General features: G+C 67.6%; 19 protein-coding genes. 9 read left to right on the top strand and 10 right to left on the bottom strand.

Annotated elements, in window-relative coordinates:
* Positions 1-49 precede the first annotated feature (49 nt).
* The 6 genes from AC5P8Y_RS18455 to AC5P8Y_RS18480 all read right to left on the bottom strand — a co-directional run bounded on the left by AC5P8Y_RS18455 (position 50) and on the right by AC5P8Y_RS18480 (position 8156).
* Positions 50-3160, bottom strand: coding sequence for an error-prone DNA polymerase (locus tag AC5P8Y_RS18455; RefSeq protein ID WP_049402508.1), 3111 nt, complete (start codon positions 3158-3160; stop codon positions 50-52).
* Positions 3161-3166: 6 nt separating this feature from the next.
* Positions 3167-4576 carry a Y-family DNA polymerase gene (locus AC5P8Y_RS18460; RefSeq protein ID WP_049402509.1) on the bottom strand — a complete coding sequence of 470 codons (1410 nt, stop codon included), beginning with the start codon at positions 4574-4576 and terminating at the stop codon, positions 3167-3169.
* 9 nt (positions 4577-4585) lie between these two features.
* A complete protein-coding gene (gene imuA, locus AC5P8Y_RS18465) occupies positions 4586-5200 on the bottom strand; it encodes a translesion DNA synthesis-associated protein ImuA (protein ID WP_005413787.1) in 615 nt (204 codons plus the stop codon).
* Between the two features lie 219 nt (positions 5201-5419).
* Positions 5420-6427, bottom strand: coding sequence for a cyclase family protein (locus AC5P8Y_RS18470; RefSeq protein ID WP_005410050.1), 1008 nt, complete (start codon positions 6425-6427; stop codon positions 5420-5422).
* A 35-nt stretch (positions 6428-6462) separates the two neighbouring features.
* Positions 6463-7113, bottom strand: coding sequence for a DsbA family oxidoreductase (locus AC5P8Y_RS18475; RefSeq protein ID WP_005410049.1), 651 nt, complete (start codon positions 7111-7113; stop codon positions 6463-6465).
* Positions 7114-7205: 92 nt separating this feature from the next.
* On the bottom strand, positions 7206-8156 hold the full coding sequence (locus AC5P8Y_RS18480) for a LysR family transcriptional regulator (RefSeq protein WP_197629469.1): 951 nt from the start codon (positions 8154-8156) through the stop codon (positions 7206-7208).
* Between the two features lie 142 nt (positions 8157-8298).
* On the opposite strand from AC5P8Y_RS18480, the gene AC5P8Y_RS18485 reads away from it, so the two are divergent.
* On the top strand, positions 8299-9177 hold the full coding sequence (locus AC5P8Y_RS18485; RefSeq protein WP_227843662.1) for a sterol desaturase family protein: 879 nt from the start codon (positions 8299-8301) through the stop codon (positions 9175-9177).
* Positions 9178-9186: 9 nt separating this feature from the next.
* Here the strand turns inward: AC5P8Y_RS18485 and AC5P8Y_RS18490 are convergent, their stop codons facing one another.
* Positions 9187-9891, bottom strand: a complete 705-nt coding sequence (locus tag AC5P8Y_RS18490; RefSeq protein ID WP_049402512.1) for a helix-turn-helix domain-containing protein — start codon at positions 9889-9891, stop codon at positions 9187-9189.
* Between the two features lie 303 nt (positions 9892-10194).
* Entirely contained in the window at positions 10195-10629 is a 435-nt protein-coding gene (locus AC5P8Y_RS18495) for a VOC family protein (protein WP_005417059.1), read from the bottom strand.
* A 337-nt stretch (positions 10630-10966) separates the two neighbouring features.
* Here AC5P8Y_RS18495 and AC5P8Y_RS18500 point away from each other — a divergent pair, with 337 nt between their 5' ends.
* Positions 10967-13762: a beta-glucosidase family protein gene (locus tag AC5P8Y_RS18500; protein WP_080356997.1), complete on the top strand. Its 2796-nt coding sequence runs from the start codon at positions 10967-10969 to the stop codon at positions 13760-13762.
* A 101-nt stretch (positions 13763-13863) separates the two neighbouring features.
* Here the strand turns inward: AC5P8Y_RS18500 and AC5P8Y_RS18505 are convergent, their stop codons facing one another.
* Positions 13864-14760 carry a LysR family transcriptional regulator gene (locus tag AC5P8Y_RS18505; protein ID WP_005410042.1) on the bottom strand — a complete coding sequence of 299 codons (897 nt, stop codon included), beginning with the start codon at positions 14758-14760 and terminating at the stop codon, positions 13864-13866.
* Between the two features lie 105 nt (positions 14761-14865).
* Here AC5P8Y_RS18505 and AC5P8Y_RS18510 point away from each other — a divergent pair, with 105 nt between their 5' ends.
* From AC5P8Y_RS18510 to AC5P8Y_RS18520, 3 genes are all read left to right on the top strand, one after another.
* Complete coding sequence (locus AC5P8Y_RS18510) at positions 14866-16224, top strand: MFS transporter (RefSeq protein WP_049403510.1); 1359 nt, start codon at positions 14866-14868, stop codon at positions 16222-16224.
* Positions 16224-16610 (top strand): DUF4440 domain-containing protein, encoded by a 387-nt coding sequence (locus AC5P8Y_RS18515; RefSeq protein ID WP_033833907.1) that lies wholly within the window; start codon positions 16224-16226, stop codon positions 16608-16610. Before AC5P8Y_RS18510 ends, AC5P8Y_RS18515 begins: the two co-directional genes overlap by 1 nt.
* 221 nt (positions 16611-16831) lie before the next feature.
* A complete protein-coding gene (locus tag AC5P8Y_RS18520) occupies positions 16832-18742 on the top strand; it encodes a CocE/NonD family hydrolase (RefSeq protein WP_049403509.1) in 1911 nt (636 codons plus the stop codon).
* 119 nt (positions 18743-18861) lie between these two features.
* Here the strand turns inward: AC5P8Y_RS18520 and AC5P8Y_RS18525 are convergent, their stop codons facing one another.
* Positions 18862-19815, bottom strand: coding sequence for a helix-turn-helix transcriptional regulator (locus AC5P8Y_RS18525; protein WP_049403508.1), 954 nt, complete (start codon positions 19813-19815; stop codon positions 18862-18864).
* Positions 19816-20262: 447 nt separating this feature from the next.
* On the opposite strand from AC5P8Y_RS18525, the gene AC5P8Y_RS18530 reads away from it, so the two are divergent.
* The 4 genes from AC5P8Y_RS18530 to lldR all read left to right on the top strand — a co-directional run bounded on the left by AC5P8Y_RS18530 (position 20263) and on the right by lldR (position 24301).
* The gene (locus AC5P8Y_RS18530; RefSeq protein ID WP_049403507.1) at positions 20263-21021 is read left to right on the top strand and encodes an SDR family NAD(P)-dependent oxidoreductase; all 759 of its coding nucleotides are present in this window, start codon (positions 20263-20265) and stop codon (positions 21019-21021) included.
* 129 nt (positions 21022-21150) lie between these two features.
* A complete protein-coding gene (locus AC5P8Y_RS18535) occupies positions 21151-21603 on the top strand; it encodes an MgtC/SapB family protein (protein ID WP_005413774.1) in 453 nt (150 codons plus the stop codon).
* Between the two features lie 221 nt (positions 21604-21824).
* Positions 21825-23483 carry an L-lactate permease gene (lldP, locus tag AC5P8Y_RS18540; RefSeq protein ID WP_111108301.1) on the top strand — a complete coding sequence of 553 codons (1659 nt, stop codon included), beginning with the start codon at positions 21825-21827 and terminating at the stop codon, positions 23481-23483.
* A 53-nt stretch (positions 23484-23536) separates the two neighbouring features.
* Positions 23537-24301 (top strand): transcriptional regulator LldR, encoded by a 765-nt coding sequence (lldR, locus tag AC5P8Y_RS18545; protein ID WP_049403505.1) that lies wholly within the window; start codon positions 23537-23539, stop codon positions 24299-24301.

Raw genomic sequence — 24301 nt, forward strand, 5'->3', positions numbered from 1 at the left:
TCTACCTGCTCGACATCACCCAGTGGCCATTACGCGGTGATTCCCGGCGTCAGTGGAAATCGCGGCTGTGGCTGCGCAGTCCCTGCAGCAGTTCATCCAGGCAGTGCATGCGTTGCACGATGACGTGCTGGACGCCATCGACGCGTTCCAGGCGACCATCGATCTGCATCAGCTGGGTATCGACCAGCACCCGGTGCTGGCGATCGGCCAGGTGCCGCCAGACCACGGCGTTGACCATGCCGGTCTCATCCTCGAGCGTGAGGAAGGTGACACCGCTGGCGGTCTGTGGACGCTGGCGCATGCGTACCAGACCGGCGATGCGCACGCGACGGCCATGGCCATGGCCCGCCAGTTGCGCGGCATCCAGGCAGCCACGGCTGCGCAGCTGCGCGCGCAGGAATGAGATCGGATGGCGGCCGAGGGTGGTGCCGGTGCTGCGGTAATCGGCCTGCATGTCCTCCCAGGCGCTGGGCAGGGGCAACGGCACGCGGGCTTCGGCGGTGGCGCGGGCCTGGTCGAACAGCGGCAGCCGGTTTTCCACGCCGGAGATATCCCAGCGTGCACGATGGCGATGGCCACTGAGCCCACGCAACGCACCGGCATCGGCCAGCAGGCCCTGCTGGCGGCGGTCCAGGGCGGTGCGCTGGCACAGGTCGCCGACATCGTCGAACGGGTGCCGCGCACGTTCGCGCATGATGGCCTGCACGGCGGGTTCATTGCAGCCATCGACCAGGCGCAGGCCGAGCCGGATCGCCGCCGGCCCCTTGCTGAAATCCAGGGTGCAGTCCCAGTCGCTGTGGCGCACGTCCACCGGCAGCACGCGGATGCCATGCCGGCGCGCGTCCTGCAGCAGCTGGTCGGGGCTGTAGAAGCCCAGCGGCTGGCTGTTGATCAGGCTGGCGGTGAACGCGGCGGGGTGATGGCATTTCAGCCAGCAGCTGTTATAGGTCAGCAGGGCGAAGCTGGCGGCGTGGCTTTCCGGGAAACCGTAATCACCGAAGCCCTTGATCTGCTCGAACAGGTGCTCGCCGTATTCGCGGCTGAAGCCGTTCTTGAGCATGCCGGCCAGCAGCTTCTCGCGATGCGGTTCCAGACCGCCACGGCGCTTCCACGCCGCCATCGAGCGGCGCAGGGCATCGGCCTGGCCCGGCGTGTAGCCGGCCGCTTCCACCGCCAGCTGCATCACCTGTTCCTGGAACAGCGGCACGCCCAGCGTGCGTGCGAACACGCGTTCCAGCTGCGGTGGGTAGAGCGGGTTGTCCGGGTCGTTCAACGCGTCCGGTCCCTGTTCGCGCAGGATCCGGCGCCGCTCCAGATAGGGATGCACCATGTCGCCCTGGATCGGGCCAGGGCGCACGATCGCCACCTCGATCACCAGGTCATAGAACGTGCGTGGCTGCATGCGCGGCAGCATCGCCATCTGTGCGCGCGATTCGATCTGGAACACGCCGATGGTATCGGCGGCGCAGATCATGTCGAAGGTCTTTGCATCCTTGGGCGGGATCGCATCCATGCGTCCTTCATGCAGGCCGTGCTGCTTCAACATCGCCAGGCATTTGCGGATGGCGGTAAGCATGCCCAGCGCCAGGCAGTCGACCTTCATCAGGCCGGTGGCATCCAGATCGTCCTTGTCCCACTGGATGACGGTGCGGTCGGCCATCGCCGCGTTTTCCACCGGCACCAGGGTCGACAGCGGATGCTCGGAGATGACGAAACCACCCGGATGCTGAGACAGGTGGCGCGGGAAGTCGATCAGTTCATTGGTCAGTGACAGCAGCCGCCGCATCAGCGGCGTGTCCGGGTCGAAGCCGCGCTCGCGCAGGGTTTCCGGCAGCGGGATGCTGCCACCCCAGTGGTCCATCGCTGCGCCGAGTTCGTTGACCTGGTCCATCGGCAGGCCGAGCGCACGGGCCACGTCGCGGATCGCGCTGCGGCCACGGTAGCTGATTGCTACTGCGGTCAGTGCGGCGCGCTCGCGGCCATAGCGCTTGAACACGTACTGCAGCACTTCCTCGCGGCGCTCGTGCTCGAAGTCGATGTCGATGTCCGGCGGCTCATTGCGCTCGGCGGAGATGAAGCGTTCAAACAACAGATTGCTGCGCGCAGGATCGATCTCGGTCACGCCCAGCACAAAGCACACCGTCGAATTGGCCGCCGAGCCACGCCCTTGGCAGAGGATGTCCTGGCTGCGGGCGAAGCGCACGATGTCATGCACGGTAAGGAAGTAGGAGGCGTAGTTTTTCTCCCGGATCAACGCCAGCTCATGTTCGATCTGCTTGCGCTGTGCGTCCTTGATGCCTTCTGGCCAACGCCAGGGAATCTTTTCTTCGACCAGCTCGCGCAGCCAGCTGTCCGGGTCATGCCCCTCCGGCACCAGCTCGCGTGGATAGGTGTACTGCAGCTGTTCCAGGGTGAAGTGGCAGCGTTCGGCGATGCGCAGGGTCTCGGCCAGCAGTTCGGCGGGATACAGCTGGGCCAGCGCGGTGCGCGGGCGCAGGTGGCGCTCGCCGTTGGGAAACAGGCGCCAGCCGGCTTCGGCCACGCTGCAACGGTGGCGGATCGCGGTCAGCGTGTCCTGCAGGGCGCGGCGGCGTCGCACGTGCATGTGCACATCGCCACTGGCGACCAGCGGCAGGCGGTGACGTTCGCCGAAGGCCTGCAGCTGCTGCAGGCGGCGTGCGTCGTCGTGCTCGTGGTGCAGTTCCACCGCCAGCCACAGCCGATCATTGAAGCCGGCGCGCAGCAGTTCCAGGTCGGTGGCGGCCGGTTGCCGGTCCAGCCACAGGCACAGCAGGCCGTCGGGCAGGCCGAGCAGGTCCTCACGCAGGCAACGGTACTCGCCCTTGGCCGCGCGCCGCCGGCAGGTAGTTATCAACTGGCACAGCCCGGCATAGGCGGCCTGGTCGGTGCACAGCAGGGCCAGCTTGGGTCCGTCCTCGACCTGGAATTCGGCGCCGACGATCAGCGCCACGCCATGCGCCTTCGCCGCCTGCCAGGCACGCACGATGCCGGCCAGCGAGCATTCGTCGGTGATCGCCAACGCGCGGTAGCCCTGGCCGGCGGCGCGCGCGAACAGCTCTTCGGCGATCGAAGCACCACGCTGGAAACTGAAGGCCGACAGGCAGTGCAGTTCGGCGTAGCCGGGCAGTTCGCTGTGCATGGCGGCTCAGCCGAACCAGCCGTGCAGCATCCACGGCGCATGCGGATCGTTGCGCTCACGGAAAGCCCAGCCGCGCTGGCCGTGTGCGGTTTCCACCACGTAGTAGTCGCGGCGCGCGTCGGCCTGGTCCCACCAGCCCGATTCGATCCGCTCCGGCCCGGTGACGATGCGCAGCCGCGGATCACGCAGCGGTTGCGGGGTGTCCAGCAACCAGCCAGGGCGCAGCGGCCAGTACGACGGGGGCTTGGCCGGTGGCTGGGTGCCACTGGCGCGTTCGGGGCGATGATCGGCCTGCACCGCCAGCGGCTGCACGGCATCATCACCCAGCCGCGCACGCAGGCGCTCGCGCAGCTGGTTCCAGGGCATCGCCTGTGCCGGGCGGGTATCGAACAGGTCGCGCGCGGCGGGCACGAACGGTGGCAGCTGTTCGGCCTGCAGGCGCAGTGCGCGGCTGCCGGCCGGCAGGGCGAACGCTTCCATGCGGTTGCGCGCGATCTCGAACAGCAACGCGGGATCGCGTTCCGGTGCCAGCAGGCCGATGGTCAGCACGCTGGCCGGCAGCAGATCGTGCTCGAAATGCAGGTCGAAGCGCTGCACGCCGCCATCGCGCGAACACAGGAACGCGGCCAGGTCCAGCAGCAGGCGACGCAGCGGGAACAACAGGGCCTGGCTGGATTCGATCTCGTACTCGAATTCGATGCGTGCATCGAAACGGTCCGGTGGCTGGTAGTAGCGCAGTGGCGCGGTGGGTAGCCCACGCAGTGCATCCAGCTGCTGCAGGACCTCGGGGGCAAAGCGCCGGGCCAGGCTGTCGCGCGGCAGCTCGAGCACTGTGCCCAGCGTGCGCAGGCCGGAGCGGCCGAGCACCGTCACCGCCTCGTTGGGCAGGCCGCAGCGCGGCAGGGGCAACTGCGCCAGCGCCGCCGGCAGTTGCTGTGCATCGATGCCGAGGCCGTCGTGGACGTTGGCCAGCACGCGCGCGGCATGTGGGGTAGGTGCGGCCACCAGACGGTGACGGAAGCCGAGTTCGTGCAGTTCGTTGCGCAGCCGCTGCTGGATCGTCAGCCAGTCACCGAACAGGGCGCGGCTGGCGCCGATCTCCAGCACCAGTGCATGCGGGAAATCGAGGCTGACCTGCGAGCTGTAGGCGTAGGCCCAGCTGGCCAGCAGCTGCCGGGTGTGCTGTTCGGCGTTGGGATCGTAATCGTGCAGGTGCATGTCCTGCACCAGCACCTGCGCAGCCGACAGCAGCATGCCCGGGCGCAGCCCCGCTGCGCGTGCCGACGGGCTGACCGCACGCAGTACGCGACGCTGTGCCGGCCCCTGCAGCAGCACCAGTGGGCGCTGCGGATCCGGCTGCAGGCGCAGCACGCTGTCCAGCGCCAGCTGCGGCAACAACAGGCAGGCCCAGTGCATGGCGCGGCCTCAGTGGGCGATGGCCAGCGGCAACGGCTGCGCCGGCGGCAGGCCGCCTCGGCACTTCAGCACCCGCACCTGGCCGTGGTCGAGCTGCAGGCGCAGGCTGGCCGGAGAGGGATTGCGCGCCGCCTGCGCCTCGCGGAACACGAAGCCCAGGCACTGGCCGCTGTCGGCGGCGACCTGCAGCCGGCGCAGGGCGCGATCGTCGGCCTGGTGTGGCCAGCACAGCACCGCCGCGCAGGCGGCAGAGCGCAGGCACTGCTCGGTGGCCCAGAGCGCCTGTTTCGGCGCTGCGTGGATGATCTGCAGCTGGGCCAGGTCCAGCCCGGCTGCCGCCCAGGCCGGGGCATGCGGGCGATAGGGCGGGGCGACCAGCACGATCGGGCGGTCGCGCAGGCTCAGCTTGGCCAGCGCCGGCCAGACCAGCGCCAGCTCACCCACCCCGGGCGCCGCCTGCAGTACCTCGCACAGCCCGCTGGTGGGCCAGCCACCGCCGGGCAGGCGTGCGTCCAGTGCCGGGTGGCCGCTGGCCAGGTGGTCGCTGGCCGGCCCCTGGCGGGCCGGGCCGCGCCACAGCTGGCGCCCGTCCAGCAGCCGGTCGAGGGCGACAACGGCACCCATCAGCCGGCCCTCCAGGGGAGGCGCCGGGCGGGCTGGAAACGGCAGGAACGGGCGGAAACAGCGGGCATGGCGCGAGTATCGACGGGCCGGTATCAGGGGCTGAGACCAGACATGCTACTCGTCTTGTGAGTAGAATTACTAATGAAATCGGAGGGTCCGGTTTCAGGTTGCTGAAGGGGTAAAGGAGTGCCGACCAAGGTCGGCACCCACAGGCCCTGGTTACGGGCGGACTGGCAACGCCACCGGGCGCAGCGGCGCGGCATCGCCACCGCGGATCTTCAGCGGGCCGCCGATGAAGGCGAACTCGTAGACCTTGTCGCGGGCCAGTTCGTCCAGCGCCACCAGCTCGATGATCGGCGCGCCCTGCTGGGCCAGCAGGTAGGTGTGCAGCGGCACGTAGTCGTCGGACACCTCCGAGGGGAAGGTCTCGAAGCTGAGGTTGTCGGCGCCGACGATCATCGCGCCGCTGTCCTCCACCAGGAAGCGCGCCGCGTCCAGGCCCATGCCCGGCGGGTTGGCCATGTAGGCCTTGGGCTGTTCGAACAGGCGCATGCGGCCGGTGCGGATCAGCACCACGTCGCCCTGCTGCAGTTTCACCTTCTGGCGTGCCAGCGCATCCTTCAGGTCCTGGCGGGTGACGCGGTAGCTGTCCGGCAGCATGTCCACGCCCTTGGCGGCGGCCACGTCGATCAGCACGCCACGCGCGATCAGCGGCGGGAACTTCTCGATGCCGGTGACATTCCAGCCACGATCGCCGAGGTGCTTGTCGGCCTCGAAGCCGTTCCAGATCTTCCCGTGGATGCCGAAGTGGTTCAGCGCATCGATGTGGGTGCCGGTGTGGCTGTACATCGAGAATGCGGTGCCGGTGTAGCTGCGGGTGAGGTTCATGGTCTCGCCCACGCCCATCGGGTCGTCCATCACCGTGCCGCGCGGGGTGTGGGTCATCCAGAACTGGTAGTGCGGGTCGCCGGCATCCTGCCAGCTGGGCATGCCGACGTAGTATTCGGTGGCCAGGTCATAGGCCTTGCCGCCGCTGACCCGTGACAGGATCGCCGCACGCGAGGCCTCGGTGATCAGGTTGAGGCGGCCGATCTCGTCCTTCGGCCCCCAGGGGCTGGTGCCGACCTGCTGGCCGGAGGGAACGCGTTCGTGCGCGGACACGGTGGTGGAAGCGGCGGTGCCGGCCAGCAGCAGGGCCAGCGCGGTGGCCAGGGTACGTGGGGTCATGGGAAATCTCCTTGCAGGGTGGGGGGCGGTGCGGCTCAGGCCGCGACCAGGTGCGCCAGGGCCTGGCGCAGTTGCGGCAGCGGCAGGGTCTGCAGGCGCAGGCCGTTGCCGCCGATCACGGTGGGTATGGAACGGATGCCGAGGGCAGCGGCTTCGGCACGATCGGCCTGCACGCGCTGGCGTACTGCGTCGCTGCGCATGTGGTCAACGAAGGCGCCACGTGGATGACCCAGCGATTCGGCGATATCCAGCAGGACTTCGGCATCGCCGATGTTGCGGTGCTGGTGCAGGTGCGCCCACTGCACGGCATCGAACATCGCGCCATGGGCGTCGTTGCCACCGAGCATGCCGGCGGCCTGGCAGGCCAGTGCGCCGAGCCAGCCGGACGGATACTCGAAGTCCTGTGCGCGCATGCCTTCGATATCGATGCGCGCGGTGTCTTCATGCGCGGCGCAGTCGGTCCAGTGGCGCAGGATGATCGCCTTGGCGCGCTCCATCGAGCCGAACACCTCGACCATCTGCGCGCGCGAGTCCTGCAGCACGAAGCTGCGGTGGCGCACCTGGATGCCGAGTTCGGCCGAGACCTGCTGCAGGCGCGGGGCCAGCACGAAGCACCAGCCGCAGACCACGTCGTGGAAGAAATCGACCACCGGCGCTGCGGTGGCGGGGGAAGGAACGGAAGACATCTGCCTGCCATCGGTGAGAGGGGAGGCGGCAGATTAGGCAGCGCGGCGTAGCCGAAACAGCACGCCGCGGGCAGCTCAGTTTTCGCTGGCGGTTACGAATCCAGGCCGGCGCAGCCGGGCAGCTCGGCGTGCAGGAAATCGATGAAGGCACGCACCTTGGGCTGCAGGTGGCGCGAGGTCGGGTAGACCGCATGCACGAAGCGCGGCGGATAGTGGTGGTCGGGCAGCACCTGCTGCAGTTCGCCATGGGCCAGTGCGGGTGCCGCCAGGAACGAGGGCAGGGCGCCGATGCCCATGCCGGCCACCAGCAGGTCGCGCAGCAGCAGGCTGTTGTTGACGGTGACGCGCGCTGGCAGGGTGATCGTCACCTGGCCATCGGGGCCGAGCAGCGGCCAGCTGCCCGGTGAGTCGGACAGGCTGTAGGCCAGCACGCTGTGCGCCTGCAGATCGTCCACCGCCTGCGGTGCCGGATGCTGCCGCAGGTAGGACGGGGCCGCGCACAGCACCTGCTGCAGCGACGCCAGCCGGCGCGCCACCAGGCGTGAATCATCCAGCTCGGCACGCAGCCGCAGCGACACATCGAAACCCTCACCGACCGCGTCGAGCAGGCGATCTTCCATCACCAGGTCCAGCGACAGCTGTGGATGCTGCTGCAGGAAGCGCGGCAGCAGCGGCGACAGCGTGCTCAGTGCGAACGACTGCGGCGCATTGACGCGCAGGCGCCCGGCTACGTCGCCGCGCTGTTCGGCGATGCCACGTTCCAATGCGTCCAGCTCGTCGAGCAGGCGGCAGCATTCACGGTAATAGGCGTGGCCGGTCTCGGTCAGGCTCATGCGCCGCGTGGTCCGCTGCAGCAGTACCACGCCCAGATGCGCTTCCAGCGTGCGCAGCTGCTTGCTCAGGCCGGCGGGCGACATGCCGAGGTCTTCGGCAGCGCGGGCCAGCCCGCCGCGTTCGACGATGCGGCGGAAGGCACGCATCAGGTTGAAGGAATCCATGCCGGCCCCGGGCGCGATGAGGGCGCCATTGTAGAGCCGCGCCATGCGTGGATGTGGGAAACGCGGCGCCGACCAAGGTCGGCGTCTACCCGGTGCGTGCGGGTTGCGTCGTTTGTTCAAGCCAGCACCCCATACGCGGCGCCAGCATGCAGGCCCCTCACTTTCCGGGTTGCCCATGAAGCACTGGATGCTCCGCCTGTATGCCCCGCTGTTCCTGCTGGGCTTCGTTGCCACTGCCGTCGTCTGGGTCGGCCATTGCCACGGTGATCCGTTGTGGCTGCTGGCCTTGCTGGCGGCCGCCATCGCGGTCTCGTTCGCCGCCGAGCGTGCCTGGCCGTACGACCCCGCGTTCAACCACGACCACGGCGACAGCCTGCGTGACACCCTGCATGCACTGGTCAACGAAAGCCTGAACCTGCTGTCGATCGCGGCGGTGCCGCTGCTGGCGGCAATCATTCCGTGGCAGTTGTGGCCGGTGCAGTGGCCATTCGCGCTGCAGGTGCTGCTGGCCATCGTCTGCGCTGATCTCGGCATCACCCTGGTGCACTACGCCAGCCATCGCATCGGCTGGTTGTGGCGGCTGCATGCGGTGCATCACAGCGTCACCCGCATGTACGGCTTCAACGGGCTGATGAAACACCCGCTGCATCAGGCGGCCGAAGCGGTGGGCGGCGTGCTGCCGCTGCTGCTGTTGGGCCTGCCGATGCCGGTGGCTGCGGTGCTGGCTTTCGCCATTGCCATCCAGCTGCTGCTGCAGCACTCCAACGTGGACATGCGTCCCGGCGTGCTCGGCCGGGTGATGGCCTGGGCGCCGCTGCACCGCTTCCACCACATGCGTTACGGCACCGCGGGCGACGTCAACTTCGGCCTGTTCCTGACCGCCTGGGACCATCTGCTGGGGACCGCCTTCGATGCGCCGGGTTATCGGCTGCAGCAACGCGACCTTGGCATCGGCAGCCAGCCGGACTATCCGCGCGATTATCCGGGGCAGCTGCTGGCGCCGTTCCGCGAACTGCCGCATGGCGAGGTGCCGGAGTTGCCGGAAGGTCTGCGCAGGCGCGAATGATCGAACATGTCAGGCCGCGTGCAGCTGCAGGCCCTGCAGCTGCGCTGCACCGATGCCGAACATGCGGCGCAGGCTGCGCGAGAGATGGGCCAGATCGGCGAATCCAGCGGCATGCGCACTGTCGGTCAGGTTGTGACCGCTCAGATGATGCATCAGCGCGCGGCGCAACCGTTGCCACAGCACCCAGCCGCGCAGGGTCACTGCCAGCTCGGACTGGAAACGCCGGTGCAGCTGACTGGTCGACAGGTGCGCCGCCTCGGCGATATCGGCGGCCGGCACCGGGCCGGGCAGGTGCTGGGCGATCCTGGCCAATGCCGCCTGCACGCGGCGGTCCAGCGGTTGCGGGCGGCTCAGTCGTGGCAGCCAGTCGTGCAGTTCCATCGCAGTGCCGGGCAGCGAGTGCAGGTGCTGCTGGATCTGTTCGAGGTCGGCATGCGCCGGCTCAAGGAACACCGTACAGCCCGCTTCCGGTGCCGACAGGATTGCGTGCGGCTGGAAGGACGGCAGCCACAGCCGTTGGCCCTGCTGCCGTACGCCATCGACTTCGACCTGCCAGGGCGTACCGTCGCTCAACAGCAGTTGATGGGCGTAGTGCGCATGCGAGGCGCTGCCACCGGCATGGCCCTGCAGCACGGCCACGTGAGCATCCAGCAGCAACGTGCCATTCCAGGCCAGGGCGGGGGAGGACATGGAGGGATTGTAGATCCACGCCATGCGTGGATGAATCTCCATCGAAATCAAATATTTCGACAATGAAACGAAGAGCATCCACGCATGGCGTGGATCTACTGCAGGTCGCGAAAGACTGTCGAAGGCGGGGTGGGTCCGGTTGCGGGGGCGTGAGCGCCATGGATGGCGCGACCGAGCTTACATGGACGTACTTGCAGCGCCCCCGCAGCCGGACCCACCCCGCCATCCCACAGGAAGCCCGCTTTTGCTTCGGCTGTTGCTTCTGAGGTTGCCGGCCAGCGGCCGGCACTACCTCGGGTGCTGGGCGCAGCCTGGCCGTTCGCCCCCTCACCGCCCCTGCGGATCCGGCCGGTGATGCACGTACTCGACCACCGTGCCATCGGGATGCACCGCATTGAACGCCGCCCCGGTCGGGACCACCTGCAACGGGAAGATGATCTCGGCGCCGGCGGCAACCAGTTTGTCGTGATAAGGCCGAACGTCATCGACCAGCAGTGTCCCCGTGGTCGAGGTGAACGGCGCCAGCGCCGCCTCGCTGCCCTCGATCAACAGGAACGCACCGACCATGGCCAGGCGCAGCCCGGCCTCCGGAAACGGAAAGCCCGCATCGGCCACCACGCCCTGCAGCTGCTCGTAGAAGGACACGCTGCGCTCCAGCTCACCCGGGGCCACGAACACCCGGATCAACACGCGCGGCGCGCGCTGGCTGGAGGTGTCACAGCGGTCGCGCCAGAGATGGTCGAAGTCGCGATGGACGGTCATGGGCTCGGTTCGTGGCCAGGGACCCTCATTATCGGCAGCCTCGCGCGGCGCGCTGATGACCGCCGGTGATGGCCTGATAACCGCTGGCCGGGTTGCCCCTGTGACTTAGGTCCTGTTGACAGGTGTGAACGCCCTCGCACAATCTTCACAGGATTGGGTCGCCCTGCGCGGCCCGGGCAGGCAGGTTGTCACGCCGGGAGGAGGGTCCCGCGCGCAGACCGGCCCGTCCATCGGCCTGCGGGACGTTGCCTGGCAACCCCTGCGCGGCATGAACGCTGCACCCTTCGGCGGCACTTTCCCTGGACCGATTGCCTTGGCAACGGAATTACGCCTGCCGATGAAAACGTTTACAAAGCCGCTTGCACTGTCCCTGGCCCTGTCTGCCGCACTGGCCGCCCCGGCCTGGGCCGACCCTGCCGCGTTCACTGTGCTGACCCTGGAACAGGCCCCGACCGCCGAGGCGATGCCGGCCCTGGCCGCCCAGTTGAAGACCCTGCAGGTGGACGCGGTGAGCGTGCGCCAGGTGCAGCGCGGCATCGGCCAGGTCGATCCGCTGCAGGTGCTGGCCGATGGCCTGGGCTACGCGTACCGCTTCATTGCTGCCGGCAAGGATGATGGCCAGACCCAGCGCGGCCAGGCCGTGCTGACCCGGTTGCCGATCGCCGCTGAATCCGGCCCCGACCAGCCGGGCCTGAACTACCTGCGCCTGGACGACGGCCGCCACACCGTGGCGGTCTATACCGATGCCGGTGCAGGTGCGGCGCAGCTGCCGGCGCTGGTCACCCGTTCGCGGCTGGGTGCACCGGCGGTGCTGCTCGGCGCGGTGGCCGGTGAATCGGCCAAGGCCGCAGGCTTCGATCCGGCGCGTGTCGCGCTGGAAGCCGATGCCAGCTATTTCAGCGATGGCTTCCAGGCCGCCAGCAGTGCGCCGTTCAAGGTGGAAGGCAGTACCCTGCGCGCCACCCTGCTGACCCTGGCCTACGCCGCCGACACGCATGGCGACAGGCCGTGGATGGACACCACCCTCAACGCCGACGCGCGCGCTGCGCTGCTGCTGAAGGCGATGACCGAGGATGAGAAGTTCCAGATGCTGCACAGCTACTTCGGGCTGGGCAAGGACGGTGGCCCGCTGCCGCAAGGCGCGGTCGGTTCGGCCGGTTTCGTGCCGGGCGTGGCGCGGCTGGGCATTCCGTCGCAGCAGTCGGCCGATGCCGGCGTTGGCGTGACCAATCCGGGTGGCATCCGCCCGGGCGATTTCGCCACGGCGATGCCGTCGGGCCCGTCCACCGCATCGAGCTGGAACCGTGAAGTCGCCTTCGCCGGTGGCGCCACGATGGGCCGCGAGGCATGGCAGCAGCGCTTCAATATCCTGCTGTCGGGCAGCGTCAACCTGCAGCGCGACCCGCGCAACGGCCGCAACTTCGAATATGCCGGTGAAGATCCGCTGCTGGCCGGCTCGATGGTTGGCGCGCTGATCCAGGGCGTGCAGAGCCAGCACGTGATCTCCTCGATGAAGCACTTCGCGCTGAACGACATGGAGACCCGCCGCAACTTCCACGACGTGCGTATCGGCGAACAGGCCATGCACGAGTCGGACCTGCTGGCCTTCGAGATCGCGCTGGAAGCCGGTCGCCCGGGCGTGGCGATGTGCTCGTACAACAAGATCAACGGCACCTACGGCTGCGAGAACGGCTACCTGATGAACCAGGTGCTGAAGCAGGAATGGAAGTTCCCCGGTTTCGTGATGTCCGACTGGGGTGGCGTGCACAGTGGCTCGAAGGCGGCGCTGGCCGGCCTCGATCAGCAGTCGGCCGGTGAAGTGTTCGACGCGGCGGTGTTCTTCGACGAACCGCTGCGCTTGGCCGTGCACGGTGGCGTGGTGCCGCAGGCGCGCCTGAACGACATGGTGGCGCGCATCCTGCGCACGATGTTCCTGCATGGCAACTTCGACAACCCGCCGCAGCACCAGAAGGTCGATGCCGAGGCCGGTTTCGCCGTTGCCCAGCGCACGGTGGAAGAGGGCAGCGTGCTGCTGCGCAATGAGGGCAACCTGCTGCCGCTGGCCGACAGCGTGAAGCGCATCGTCATCATCGGCGGCCATGCCGACAAGGGCGTGATCGGCGGCGGTGGTTCGTCGATGGTGGGCGTGACCGCAAAGGGCACCAATGCGGTGCCGGGCGTGATGCCGACCACCTGGCCGGGCCCGGTGATCTTCCACCCGTCCTCGCCGCTGGAATCGCTGCGCGCCGCGCGCCCGGACGCGACCATCGAGTATGTGGACGGGACCAATGCCGCCGCTGCGGCCAAGGCCGCCGCGCAGGCTGACGTGGCCATCGTGTTCGCCACCCAGTGGGCCGCCGAATCGGTGGATCTGCCGGACATGCAGCTGCCGGACAACCAGGATGCCCTGATCTCGGCAGTGGCCAAGGCCAACCCGAAGACCGTGCTGGTGCTGGAAACCAATGGCCCGGTGCGCACGCCGTGGCTGGCGCAGGTGCCGGCGATGCTGCAGGCCTGGTACCCGGGCATCCGTGGTGGCGAAGGCATCGCCGCGCTGCTGACCGGCCAGGTCAATCCGTCCGGCCGCCTGCCGGTGACCTGGGTGGTGGATGAATCGCAGCTGCCACGCCCGCATATCGACGGCCTCGGCTTCAAGCCGGCCAAGCCGTTTGGTGATGTGTTCGATTTCGATATCGAAGGCGCCAACGTCGGCTACAAGTGGATGGCGGCCAAGGGCCTGACCCCGACCTTCGCCTTCGGCCACGGGCTGTCCTACACCTCGTTCGCCTATGAGAACCTGAAGGTGAGCGTGGAAGGCTCGCGCATGGTCGCCAGCGTCGACATCCGCAACACCGGCAAGCGTGCCGGTGCCGACGTGGCCCAGCTGTACCTGAAGCTTCCGGCTGGCAGCACCACGCCGATCCGCCTGATCGGCTATGACAAGGTGAACCTGCAGCCGGGCGAACAGCGCCGCATCCGCATCGAAGCCGAGCCGAAGACCCTGGCCCACTACGATGCACAGGCGCGCCAGTGGAAGATCGACGGCGGCACCTACCAGGTGCAGCTGTCGCGCAATGCGGCCGAGCCGCTGCAGAGCGTGGACGTGCAGCTGGTGGAGCAGGTGCTGCGCTGATGCCTGAAGACACGGCCTGCACAGGGCCGTGTCTGAAAAAGGGGACGGAGGGGATTAAGTCGTTTATGCACAAACGACTTAATCCCCTCCGTCCCCTTTTTTCATTTGCCAAACCACCCGCGCAGGAAATCGATCAGCTGCCGCACCTTCGGTGAGGGCTGCGTGCTGTGCGGGTAGACCGCGTATACGCTCTGCTGCGGGAAGCGGTGCTGGCGCAGCACCGGGCGCAGGCGGTCCTGGGCCAGGTCGTCCTCGATCAGCCAACGTGGCAGCACGGTGACCCCGGCGCCGGCCACGGCGAAGGCGCGCAGGCTGCTGGCACCATCTACGCGCACCACCGCATTGCCCGGGTTGGTGGCAAACAGGGCGTCGCTGCCATCCGGCGCCACCACCGGCACGTCGGCCAGGCGCGGGTAGCCGAGGCGGGGCAGGGTGCCCAGCTGCACCGGGTCGTCGGCAGCATCGGCAGAGGGCAGGCGTGCCAGCAGGGACGGAGCCGCCACGGGGCACAGTGGATGGCGTTCCAGTTCGCTGGCGTGCAGGCCCGAATCCGGCAGACGGCCAAGACGGATCGCCAGGTCGAAGCGCTCGGGAATCAGGTCCGCCGGCGCGGGAGACGTGGACAGGTGCAGCTGCAGCGCCGGGTGCCGCGCACGGAACGCCTCCAGCGCAGGAATCAAGCGTAGCTGGGCGTACTCCGGCGTGGTGGTCAGGCGCAGCACGCCCTGAAGCTGGTGCTGGTCGCGGCGCGCGGCATCGATCGCTGCCTGTGCGGCGTCCAACGCCTGCACGCAGTGCTGCAGGAACTGTTCGCCGGCCTCGGTCAGGGCCAGGTGGCGGGTACTGCGCAACAGCAGGGTCACGCCCAGCTCCTGCTCCAGCCGCTTCAGGTTGAAGCTGACCACCGCGCGGCTGAGGCCGAGCCGATCGGCTGCTGCGGTCAGGCTGCCGGCCTCGACCACGGCGCGGAAGATATCGAAGCGATCGAGGCTGACCATGGCAATTCATTGTCAAAATGGATTTGACAGTGTTGCAGTTGCTGTCGTGTTTTTCCAACAAGGCCCGCACGGCATGCTGGCCGCTTCCCTGCTGGAGCGCCGCCGATGCCGTCCCCCCGCCTGCGCCATGAGGCGATCTTCCTGCTGGTGTTCGCCCTGGATCTGGTCAACATGTTCATCGCCACGGTGGCCTATCCGGCACTGGCAGCGGAACTGCACGCTGATGTCGGTACCCTGGCCTGGGTGGGCACCGCCTACATGCTGGGCCTGAGCGTGGTGATTCCGCTGGCGCCCTGGTTGGCCGCGCGCTGTGGTGAGCGTCGCCTGCTGCTGGTGGCGTTGCTGTTGTTCGCGGTTGCCGCTGTGCTGGCCGGCGCAGCACCGGGTATCGGCTGGCTGCTGGGCTGGCGCCTGCTGCAGGGGCTGGCCGGTGGCCTGCTGATTCCGGTGGCACAGGCGGCAGCGTACCGACAATGCACGTCCGACCAGCGTGGCGCGCTGACCCGCCGCATCCTGCTGGTGGCGCTGCTGGTGCCGGCACTGGCGCCAGCGCTCGGTGGGCTGCTGGTGCAGTGGTTGTCCTGGCGCGGCGTGCTCTGGGCCAGCCTGCCGTTGGCGGTGGTGGCGATCAGCCTGGTGCTGGCCTGGATGCCGGCCGATGGCGCGCGCAGTGCGCCGCGCCTGCAGGCCTATGCGCTGTCCACCGCGATGCTGGCGCTGGGCGCGCTGCTGCTGGCGTTGACCTGGCTGGGTGAACCCGGCCATCGGGCCGCCGGTGCCGTACTGCTGTTGATCGCAATGCTGTTGGCGGCGGCCCACCTGCGGCATGCACGGCAGCAGACGCAGCCCCTGCTGCGCTGGTCGCTGCTGTCCCATCGGGGCCTGCGCCTGGCGATGCTGGTCTATCTGGCAGTGCCCGGTGTGTTCATCGGCAGCCAGCTGGTCAGTACCCTCCAGCTGCACCAGGCCGGTTACAGCGCGGCACGCATCGGCGGGTTGATGCTGCCCTGGGCGTTGGCCTCGGCCATTGCGATCACGGCCAGCAAGCGCCTGCTGGCGCGCTTCGGCCCGGCCACGGTACTGCGTGCGGGCATGCTCCTGCAGGCCAGCGGCCTGCTGTTGATGGCGCTGCTGCCGCAGCCGGCCTTCGCGTTGGCCGGGCTGCTGTTCGCGCTGATGGGCGCCGGCGGCAGCCTGTGCAGCAGCACCGCGCAGACGCTGGCCTTCCAGGGTGTGGAAGGTGAGGCGCTGGGCGATGCCAGTGCCCTCTGGAACCTCAACCGTCAGCTCAGTTTCTGCCTTGGTACTGCCGCCATTGCGCTGCTGCTGGCATTGGCCATGCAATGGCTGCCGGCCCACGCCACCGGCATGGCGCTGGGTCTGGCCGCGGTACTGACCCTGCTGCCCCTGGCGCTGTTGCGTCGGCCGCAGAGGATCACCCTTTCGCAACCGGAGAACACTTGATGGCTACCACCGCAGAACATGAAATCCACCACCTGCACGACAAACTGCAGGCCTGGTTCCGGGCCGAGGTGGCTGCGGATGCGCTGGAGGATCTGGTGGCGCACTTCTGTGCAGACTTCAGCATGGTCGGCATCGCGGGTCGCAGGCTGGACCGGAAGGCCGTGCAGGCACTGTTCGCGGGCGGTCATGGCGCGCGTCCAGGACTGCAGATTTCCATCGACGCCGTGCAGGCGGTGGAAGCGCCATCACCGCTGGCGGTGCTGCGCTATCGCGAAGGGCATTCGCTCGATGGCGGCCAGCCCACATGGCGAGAGTCGCTGGCGGTGCTGCGCCAGGAGCAGGGGCGTTGGCGTTGGCTTGCGTTGCACGAAGTGCCGATGGCCTGACCGGTAGTGCCGGCCGCTGGCCGGCAACCGCGTAACGCGCCCCAGGATCATGAAGTTGCCGGCCAGCGGCCGGCACTACCGGTTGTTGGCGAGCGCGGCGGCACTGCGGGCACATGTGCCATCAGTCCTGCCTGCATCCGCCGCAGAATGCAAAGCCCGCCCACACCTCACGGCTCAAGGCAGGAGTAGGCTTGAGGCTTTCCTGCCGGGAGGGGTTGTCCATGCGTGTGCGTGCCGTCGCTGTAGCCATTGCCCTTTGCCTGTCCAGCACCGTGCTGGCTGCCGATACCCCGCCGATGACCCCGGACATCAGCGGCAAGCCCTTCGTTGCCCCCGATGTCGGTCGTGACTACGACAAGCGCGTGGTGATGGTGCCGATGCGCGATGGCACCAAGCTGTATACGGTGATCGTGGTGCCCAAGGGCGCCCGCAATGCCCCGATCCTGCTGACCCGCACGCCCTACGATGCCGCTGGCCGCGCCAGCCGCAGTGATTCGCCGCGCATGCGCGACCTGCTGCCGCAGGGCGACGAGGTGTTCGTCGACGGCGGTTACATCCGCGTGTTCCAGGACATCCGTGGCAAGTACGGCTCCGAAGGCGATTACGTGATGACCCGGCCGTTGCGCGGGCCGTTGAACAACACCAAAGTCGACCACTCCACCGACGCCTGGGACACCATCGACTGGCTGGTGAAGAACGTGCCGGAGAGCAATGGCAAGGTCGGCATGCTCGGCTCGTCGTACGAGGGCTTCACCGTGGTGATGGCGCTGACCGACCCGCATCCGGCGCTGAAGGTGGCCGCACCGCAGAGCCCGATGGTCGATGGCTGGATGGGCGACGACTGGCTCAACTACGGTGCGTTCCGCCAGGTCAACTTCAACTATTTCGCGATGCAGACCGAGAAGCGCGGCAAGGGTACGCCGCTGCCCAGCCTCGGCTATGACGACTACAGCACTTTCCTGCGGATCGGTTCGGCTGGCGACTACGCGCGCTTCACCGGCGTGGACCAGCTGACCTGGTGGAAGAAGCTGGTCGAGCACCCGGCCTATGACGGCTTCTGGCAGGGTCAGGCGCTGGACGCGGTGATGGCGAAAACACCGTTGAAGGTGCCGACCATGTGGCTGCAGGGCCTGTGGGACCAGGAGGACATGTGGGGCGCCAACCACGCCTACCAGGCAATGGAAGGGCGCGACAGCGGCAACAACCGCAATTACCTTGTGATGGGGCCGTGGCGGCACAGCCAGGTGAACTACAGCGGCAGTGAGCTGGGCGCGCTGAAGTTCGACGGCGATACCGCGCTGCAGTTCCGCCATGATGTACTCAAGCCGTTCTTCGACCAGTACCTGGTGGACGGTGCGCCGAAGGCGGACACGCCGCCGGTGCTGATCTACAACACCGGCGAAAACCACTGGGATCGCCTGAAGGGTTGGCCGCGCAGCTGCGACAAGGGCTGTGCCGCCAGCAGCAAGCCGCTGTACCTGCGGGCCGGCGGCAAGCTGGCATTCCAGGCGCCGGCGGCGGGCGAGGGTGACTTCGAGGAGTACGTGTCCGACCCGGCCAAGCCGGTGCCGTTCGTGCCGCGTCCGGTCCGCTTCGGTGACCGCGACATGTGGACCACCTGGCTGGTCAAGGACCAGCGCTTTGTCGATGGTCGCCCGGACGTGCTGACCTTCATCACCGAACCGCTGACCGCGCCGCTGCGCATCGGCGGCGCGCCGGTAGTGCACCTGCAGGCCTCGACCAGTGGCACCGACAGTGACTGGGTGGTGAAGCTGATCGACGTGTATCCGGACCAGGAAGCGTCGACGCCGGAGATGGGTGGTTACGAGCTGCCGGTGTCGCTGGCGATCTTCCGTGGCCGCTACCGCGAAAGCTTCAGCGATCCGAAGCCGCTGGCGGCGAACCAGGTGCTGCCGTACCGCTTCGACCTGCCCAACGCCAACCACACGTTCCAGAAGGGCCACCGGGTGATGGTGCAGGTGCAGTCCAGCCTGTTCCCGCTGTACGACCGCAACCCGCAGACCTACGTGCCGAACATGTACCTGGCCAAGCCAGGCGATTACCAGAAGGCCACGCAGCGGGTCTGGCACAGCGCGGCGCAGGCGAGCTACATCGATCTGCCGGTGTATTGAGGCGGAGAGGATGACGCCGGGCATAGCCCGGCAGCACGCGGTAGTGCCGGCCGCTGGCCGGCATCCGCGATGGCGCGGGAGCGTGTCGACCAAGGTCGACACCTACCAGGGCACAGGCCTCACCCCACCTTCGAAGGGCCCGTGCGCCAGCGGCTGGGGACCAGGCCGAAACGCTTGCGGAATGCCGCGGCGAAGTTGCTGGGATGACGGTAGCCGCTGGCGGCGGCGGCCTGCTCGACCGTCCAGCCGTCCTCGCGCAGGCCCTGTTCGGCGTGGCGCATGCGCTGCTCGTGCAGGTAGTCGAACACCGAGCAGCCGTACTGCTGGGCGAAATGACGGCGCAGCGAGCTGGGGCTCATGCAGGCCAGCTGGGCCAGCTCGACCAGGCTATGGGCGTGACTGGGCTCGTCATGCAGGTAGGCACGCACGCGCTCCAGGCGCTCGCGCTGGCCGGCCCGCAGCGTTCGTACATGGTCGGTCTGCAGATCCTCGGCCTTCAGGCCAACGGCCAGCAGCTGCAGAGCAACGCCCTCGCGCCACAAGGCGTCGATGCCATCTTCCCATGGGCTGTCGAACAACTGGCCGAGTACCGGCAGCAGGGTATGCGGAATGGCCCAGTGGCGGCATTCCAGGTGGCTGTTGAGCGCGGTCTCCAGCTGCGGCAGATGGAACAGATCCGGATCGATCTGGCCGGGCACCATGACGCTGACGCCGCGCATGCGCGTTTCGCCGGGATGCGCACCGGTCATCTCGACCTGCTCGCGGTGGTGCGCGGTCATCGCCGTGCCGGCGCGCAGGGTGAAACCACCGCGTCGCGGAATGCGCACATCGACCTGGCCCTGCAGCATCACGCGGATGGCCAGGCCGGGACTCTGCTGGGCGGTCGCTACATAAGGAAAGCGATTATGGACGTCGGAGGCGATCAGGCTCATGCCGCCGCGCAGGAACTGCTCGTTGACCTCGCCATGGCCGGCCCACTGGTCGTCGCGCAGGTGTTCCGGGTCAGCGCGGTAATCGAAGCCATGACGGTGGCCGAAGCGGCGGTAATCGGCAAAAGTGAAGTATCGGGACATCGCTCGGCACGTACTTTGGAGGTGGACGCTGGCATTACCTCGCCCACGCGCTCTGCAACGCAGATGCAGATCCGGTCGTTACCCGCGCAGGCATGCTGGGAAGCAGTGGCGTGGGCACTCTGGATGGCTGGGGAAACGCCAGATTGAATGGAGTGTGTCGAAGAAACTGGAAACGTTTCCCATTGTCGCCTCGATTCGCGCGCTTTTGATTCCAATAGGGTCAAAACGATTGACGATTACGGCCAAAGTGAAAATGCCGCCGAGCATACGCCGGCGTTTTGCATGCATATCCGTACGTAATTCCATACATCAACTTGAGTTGAGGTTTCATGGGTGGAACGATCACCCGTAGACGCGGTGTCAGCCAGGCCATCACAGGCACGCGCGTAGGGTGGGGTAGTTGGCTGCTGCAGGCCACTTCGATACCCCCACTGATGGAGAACGCAGATGATTGATTACCAACTCACCGGCAAGACCGCGATCGTGACCGGCGGCGTGTCCGGCATTGGTCTGGCCGTGGCGCAGACCTTGGCGGCGTCCGGCGCGCGGATCTCGGTCTGGGACCTGAAGCAGGATGCGGTGGATGCCACCGTGGCGCAGTTGCGCAATGCCGGTGCACAGGCGATTGGCATCGCGCTGGACGTCACCGACGACGCAGCGGTGGAGGCGGCGGTGCAGCGCACGATCAAGGAACTCGACGGCCTGCATGTGGCGGTCAACAACGCCGGTATCGGCGGGCCGGCCGCCAGCAGCGGTGACTATCCGATCGATGGCTGGCAGCGGGTCATCGACGTCAACCTGACCAGCGTGTTCCTGTGCCAGCGTGCGCAGATCCGGGCAATGCGAGCCGCTGGAACCGGCGGCAGCATCATCAACATGGCCTCGATCCTGGGCCAGGTGGGGTATGCCGGTTCCACCGCTTATGCGGCCGCCAAGCACGGCGTGGTCGGGCTGACCCAGACCGCCGCCTGGGAACATGCCGCCGACGGCGTTCGTGTCAACGCGGTCGGCCCGGGCTTCATCAGCACACCGCTGCTGGAGAAGATGGACCCGAAGGTGCGCGCCACGTTGGAAGGCCGTCACGCCTTGAAGCGGCTGGGTACTGCCGAGGAAGTGGCGGCGCTGGTGGCCTGGCTGGCCAGCGACGATGCGTCGTTCGCGACCGGCGCGTACTACGCCATCGATGGTGGCTACCTGGCGCAGTGAGCGAATGCGGTCAGTAGATCCACGCCATGCGTGGATGAATGCGCGCGGTGAAGAAGGCGTGCCATCGCCTTCACCGCCGTCCCACGACCGCCGAGCAACGCTCCGGGAAAAACCCCCGGAGCCTTTGCCATGGAACTCACCCAGGATGTCTCGATCCTGCTGCGCGTTGCCGCAGCGATGCTGTTCGGCGGCGTGCTCGGCGTCGAGCGCGAGATGGGCAAGCACGCCGCTGGCCTGCGTACGCACATGCTGATCGCAGGGGCCGCCGCGTTGATCGTCGGCCTTGGCGACTCGGTGGCCGAGCATTTCCAGCAGGAGCGTTACCGCGACCTGCTGCAGGTTGATCCGGTGCGCCTGATCGAAGCGGTGGTGGCCTGTGTCGGCTTTGTTGCCGCTGGCACCATCCTGCGTGGGTCACGCGAGGACCAGGTCAGCGGCCTGACCACGGCCAGCTCGCTGATCATGGCGGCGGCCATCGGGATTGCGGTGGGGATCAGCAAGTACGTGATCGCGATCGGGGTGAGCGTGCTATGCGTGCTGGTGCTGGCGGTGATGCGGCGGTTGGAGAAACGGATCTCGTAGGGAATCTCGAATTGCCGGCCAGCGGCCGGCACTACCATGGCGATCTTTATGGTCGGACCAATATGGCATCTAGCCCTATGGTCTAATAGGCTCTCCGTCGGAGTGGCGGTTAAATCCGCTGCAAGTGGTCTGATCGAAACCATTATTGGTACGACCAATAATCAGCCACGGCGATCCACCGCCTGCGGTGGGGCACCTTCCGCATCCAGTCGAGAGTCTTCATGCAGCCCTGGCAACACCTGTACGACCCCGCCGGCAACCTGTGGTTGTCCAGCCTGATCGCGCTGCTGCCGATCGCGTTCTTCTTCGTTGCCCTGGCCGTGCTGCGCATGAAGGGCTGGCTGGCCGGCACCATCACCGTGGCCATCGCGCTTGGCGTGGCCCTGCTGTTCTACCGCATGCCGTTGAGCCAGGCGCTGGGCGCGGCCGGCTTCGGCTTCGTCTACGGCCTGTGGCCGATCGCGTGGATCATCATCGGCGCGGTGTTCCTCTACAAGGTCTCGGTCAAGACCGGTCAGTTCGACATCATCCGCGCCTCGATCCTGTCGGTGACTGAAGACCAGCGCCTGCAGATGCTGATGGTCGGTTTCGCGTTTGGTGCCTTCCTGGAAGGCGCGGCCGGTTTCGGTGCGCCGGTGGCGATCACTGCGGCGCTGCTGGTCGGGCTGGGCTTCAAGCCGCTGTATGCCGCCGGCCTGTGCCTGATCGTCAACACCGCGCCGGTGGCGTTCGGTGCAATGGGCATTCCGATCATCGTGGCCGGGCAGGTCACCGGCCTGGATGCCTTCGAGATCGGCCAGATGGCCGGCCGCCAGCTGCCGTTCCTGACCGTCATCGTGCTGTTCTGGATCATGGCGATCATGGATGGCTGGCGTGGCATCAAGGAAACCTGGCCGGCGGTGCTGGTGGCCGGTGGCTCCTTCGCCATCGCGCAGTACCTGACCTCCAACTTCATCGGTCCGGAACTGCCGGACATCACCGCCTCGCTGGCGTCGCTGGTCTGCCTGACCCTGTTCCTGCGCCGCTGGAAGCCGGTACGGATCTTCCGCTTCGATACCGAAACCAGCGCCGAGGCGACCGCACAGGCACTGGAGGCGCCGCGCTACAGCGTCGGCCAGATCGCCAGGGCATGGTCGCCGTTCCTGATCCTCACCGCGATGGTCACGCTGTGGAGCATCAAGCCGTTCAAATCGCTGTTCGCGGCGGATGGCCCGCTGGAAGGCTGGGTGCTGAAGATCCCGGTGCCAGGCTTGGACCAGCTGGTGCAGAAGATGCCACCGATCGTGGATGCGCCGCTGAGCTATGACGCCGTCTACAAGTTCGACTGGTTCTCGGCCACCGGTACCTCGATCATCCTGGCCGGGGTGATCGCCATCATCGCGCTGCGCATGCCGGCCCGGTCGGCGCTGCAGACCTTCGGCGAGACCGTGCGTGAGCTGCGCATGCCGATCTACTCGATTGGCATGGTGCTGGCGTTCGCCTTCATCGCCAACTACTCGGGACTGTCTGCCACGCTGGCCCTGGCGCTGGCGCATACCGGCGACGCGTTCCCGTTCTTCTCACCGTTCCTGGGCTGGCTGGGCGTGTTCCTGACCGGCTCGGACACCTCGTCCAATGCGTTGTTCTCGGCGTTGCAGGCGACCACAGCACAGCAGATCGGCGTGTCCGACGTGCTGCTGGTGGCGGCCAACACCACCGGTGGTGTCACCGGCAAGATGATCTCGCCGCAGTCGATCGCCATTGCCTGCGCGGCGGTCGGCCTGGCCGGCAAGGAGTCGGACCTGTTCCGTTTCACGGTCAAGCACAGCCTGGTCTTCACCACCATGGTCGGCCTGATCACCCTGGCCCAGGCCTACTGGCTGACCTGGATGATCCCCTGAGCCATGCACGGCTGGCCGACCACCCGCTGCGCGCTTCGGGCCACAATGGCGCCATGAGCATGCAACGCATTTCGGACAAGGTGGCCGCACAGCTGCGCGGCCTGGTGCAGGAACAGCGGCTGCAGCCGGGTGACCGGCTGCCGGCCGAGCGCACCCTGGCGGTGCAGCTGGGGGTCTCGCGCACGGCCTTGCGCGAAGCCATCGCGCAGCTGGCCAGCCAGGGCCTGCTGACCGCACGGGTTGGTGGCGGTACCTACGTGGCCGAACCGGCGGCGCGCGCGCGGCAGGCGCTGGATGAACCGCTGGCGCCGTACCTGCCGCTGTTCCAGGGCGACCCGGAATACCGCTTCGACGTACTGGAGATCCGCCATGCGCTGGAAGGCGCCACCGCCTGGCATGCGGCGCTGCGTGCCACCGACGAGGACCGCACGCGCATCGCGCAGGCCTTCCAGACCATGATGGACGCGCACGGCAAGGACGACCCCACCGGTGAAGCGGAGGCCGACGCAGCCTTCCACCTGTCCATCGCCGAGGCCTCGCACAACCTGGTCCTTCTGCAGGTGATGCGCGGCCTGTTCGAACTGCTGCAGACCAACATCTCGCAGAGCCGCGAAAAGCTCTACACCTCGGCGAGGACCTTCTCGCCGCTGTCCGACCAGCACCGCGAGATGATGGACGCGGTGCTGGCCGGCGACCCCGAACGCGCGCGCGCCGCCGCGCATGCCCACCTCGAGTTCGTGCACACCACGCTGCGCACGCTCGATGACAACGAAGCCCGGCGTGCGCGGGCCTCGCGTCTGCCTTCCCCACACGGTTGA

Source organism: Stenotrophomonas sp. YJH_SMC_12-1 (genome assembly GCF_059370935.1).

Coding starts and splice junctions, on each gene's coding strand:
- AC5P8Y_RS18455 (WP_049402508.1), bottom strand. CDS start 3,160: ATGCACAGCGAACTGCCCGGCTACGCCGAACTGCACTGCCTGTCGGCC.
- AC5P8Y_RS18460 (WP_049402509.1), bottom strand. CDS start 4,576: ATGCACTGGGCCTGCCTGTTGTTGCCGCAGCTGGCGCTGGACAGCGTG.
- imuA (WP_005413787.1), bottom strand. CDS start 5,200: ATGGGTGCCGTTGTCGCCCTCGACCGGCTGCTGGACGGGCGCCAGCTG.
- AC5P8Y_RS18470 (WP_005410050.1), bottom strand. CDS start 6,427: ATGACCCCACGTACCCTGGCCACCGCGCTGGCCCTGCTGCTGGCCGGC.
- AC5P8Y_RS18475 (WP_005410049.1), bottom strand. CDS start 7,113: ATGTCTTCCGTTCCTTCCCCCGCCACCGCAGCGCCGGTGGTCGATTTC.
- AC5P8Y_RS18480 (WP_197629469.1), bottom strand. CDS start 8,156: ATGGCGCGGCTCTACAATGGCGCCCTCATCGCGCCCGGGGCCGGCATG.
- AC5P8Y_RS18485 (WP_227843662.1), top strand. CDS start 8,299: ATGCTCCGCCTGTATGCCCCGCTGTTCCTGCTGGGCTTCGTTGCCACT.
- AC5P8Y_RS18490 (WP_049402512.1), bottom strand. CDS start 9,891: ATGGCGTGGATCTACAATCCCTCCATGTCCTCCCCCGCCCTGGCCTGG.
- AC5P8Y_RS18495 (WP_005417059.1), bottom strand. CDS start 10,629: ATGACCGTCCATCGCGACTTCGACCATCTCTGGCGCGACCGCTGTGAC.
- AC5P8Y_RS18500 (WP_080356997.1), top strand. CDS start 10,967: ATGAAAACGTTTACAAAGCCGCTTGCACTGTCCCTGGCCCTGTCTGCC.
- AC5P8Y_RS18505 (WP_005410042.1), bottom strand. CDS start 14,760: ATGGTCAGCCTCGATCGCTTCGATATCTTCCGCGCCGTGGTCGAGGCC.
- AC5P8Y_RS18510 (WP_049403510.1), top strand. CDS start 14,866: ATGCCGTCCCCCCGCCTGCGCCATGAGGCGATCTTCCTGCTGGTGTTC.
- AC5P8Y_RS18515 (WP_033833907.1), top strand. CDS start 16,224: ATGGCTACCACCGCAGAACATGAAATCCACCACCTGCACGACAAACTG.
- AC5P8Y_RS18520 (WP_049403509.1), top strand. CDS start 16,832: ATGCGTGTGCGTGCCGTCGCTGTAGCCATTGCCCTTTGCCTGTCCAGC.
- AC5P8Y_RS18525 (WP_049403508.1), bottom strand. CDS start 19,815: ATGTCCCGATACTTCACTTTTGCCGATTACCGCCGCTTCGGCCACCGT.
- AC5P8Y_RS18530 (WP_049403507.1), top strand. CDS start 20,263: ATGATTGATTACCAACTCACCGGCAAGACCGCGATCGTGACCGGCGGC.
- AC5P8Y_RS18535 (WP_005413774.1), top strand. CDS start 21,151: ATGGAACTCACCCAGGATGTCTCGATCCTGCTGCGCGTTGCCGCAGCG.
- lldP (WP_111108301.1), top strand. CDS start 21,825: ATGCAGCCCTGGCAACACCTGTACGACCCCGCCGGCAACCTGTGGTTG.
- lldR (WP_049403505.1), top strand. CDS start 23,537: ATGAGCATGCAACGCATTTCGGACAAGGTGGCCGCACAGCTGCGCGGC.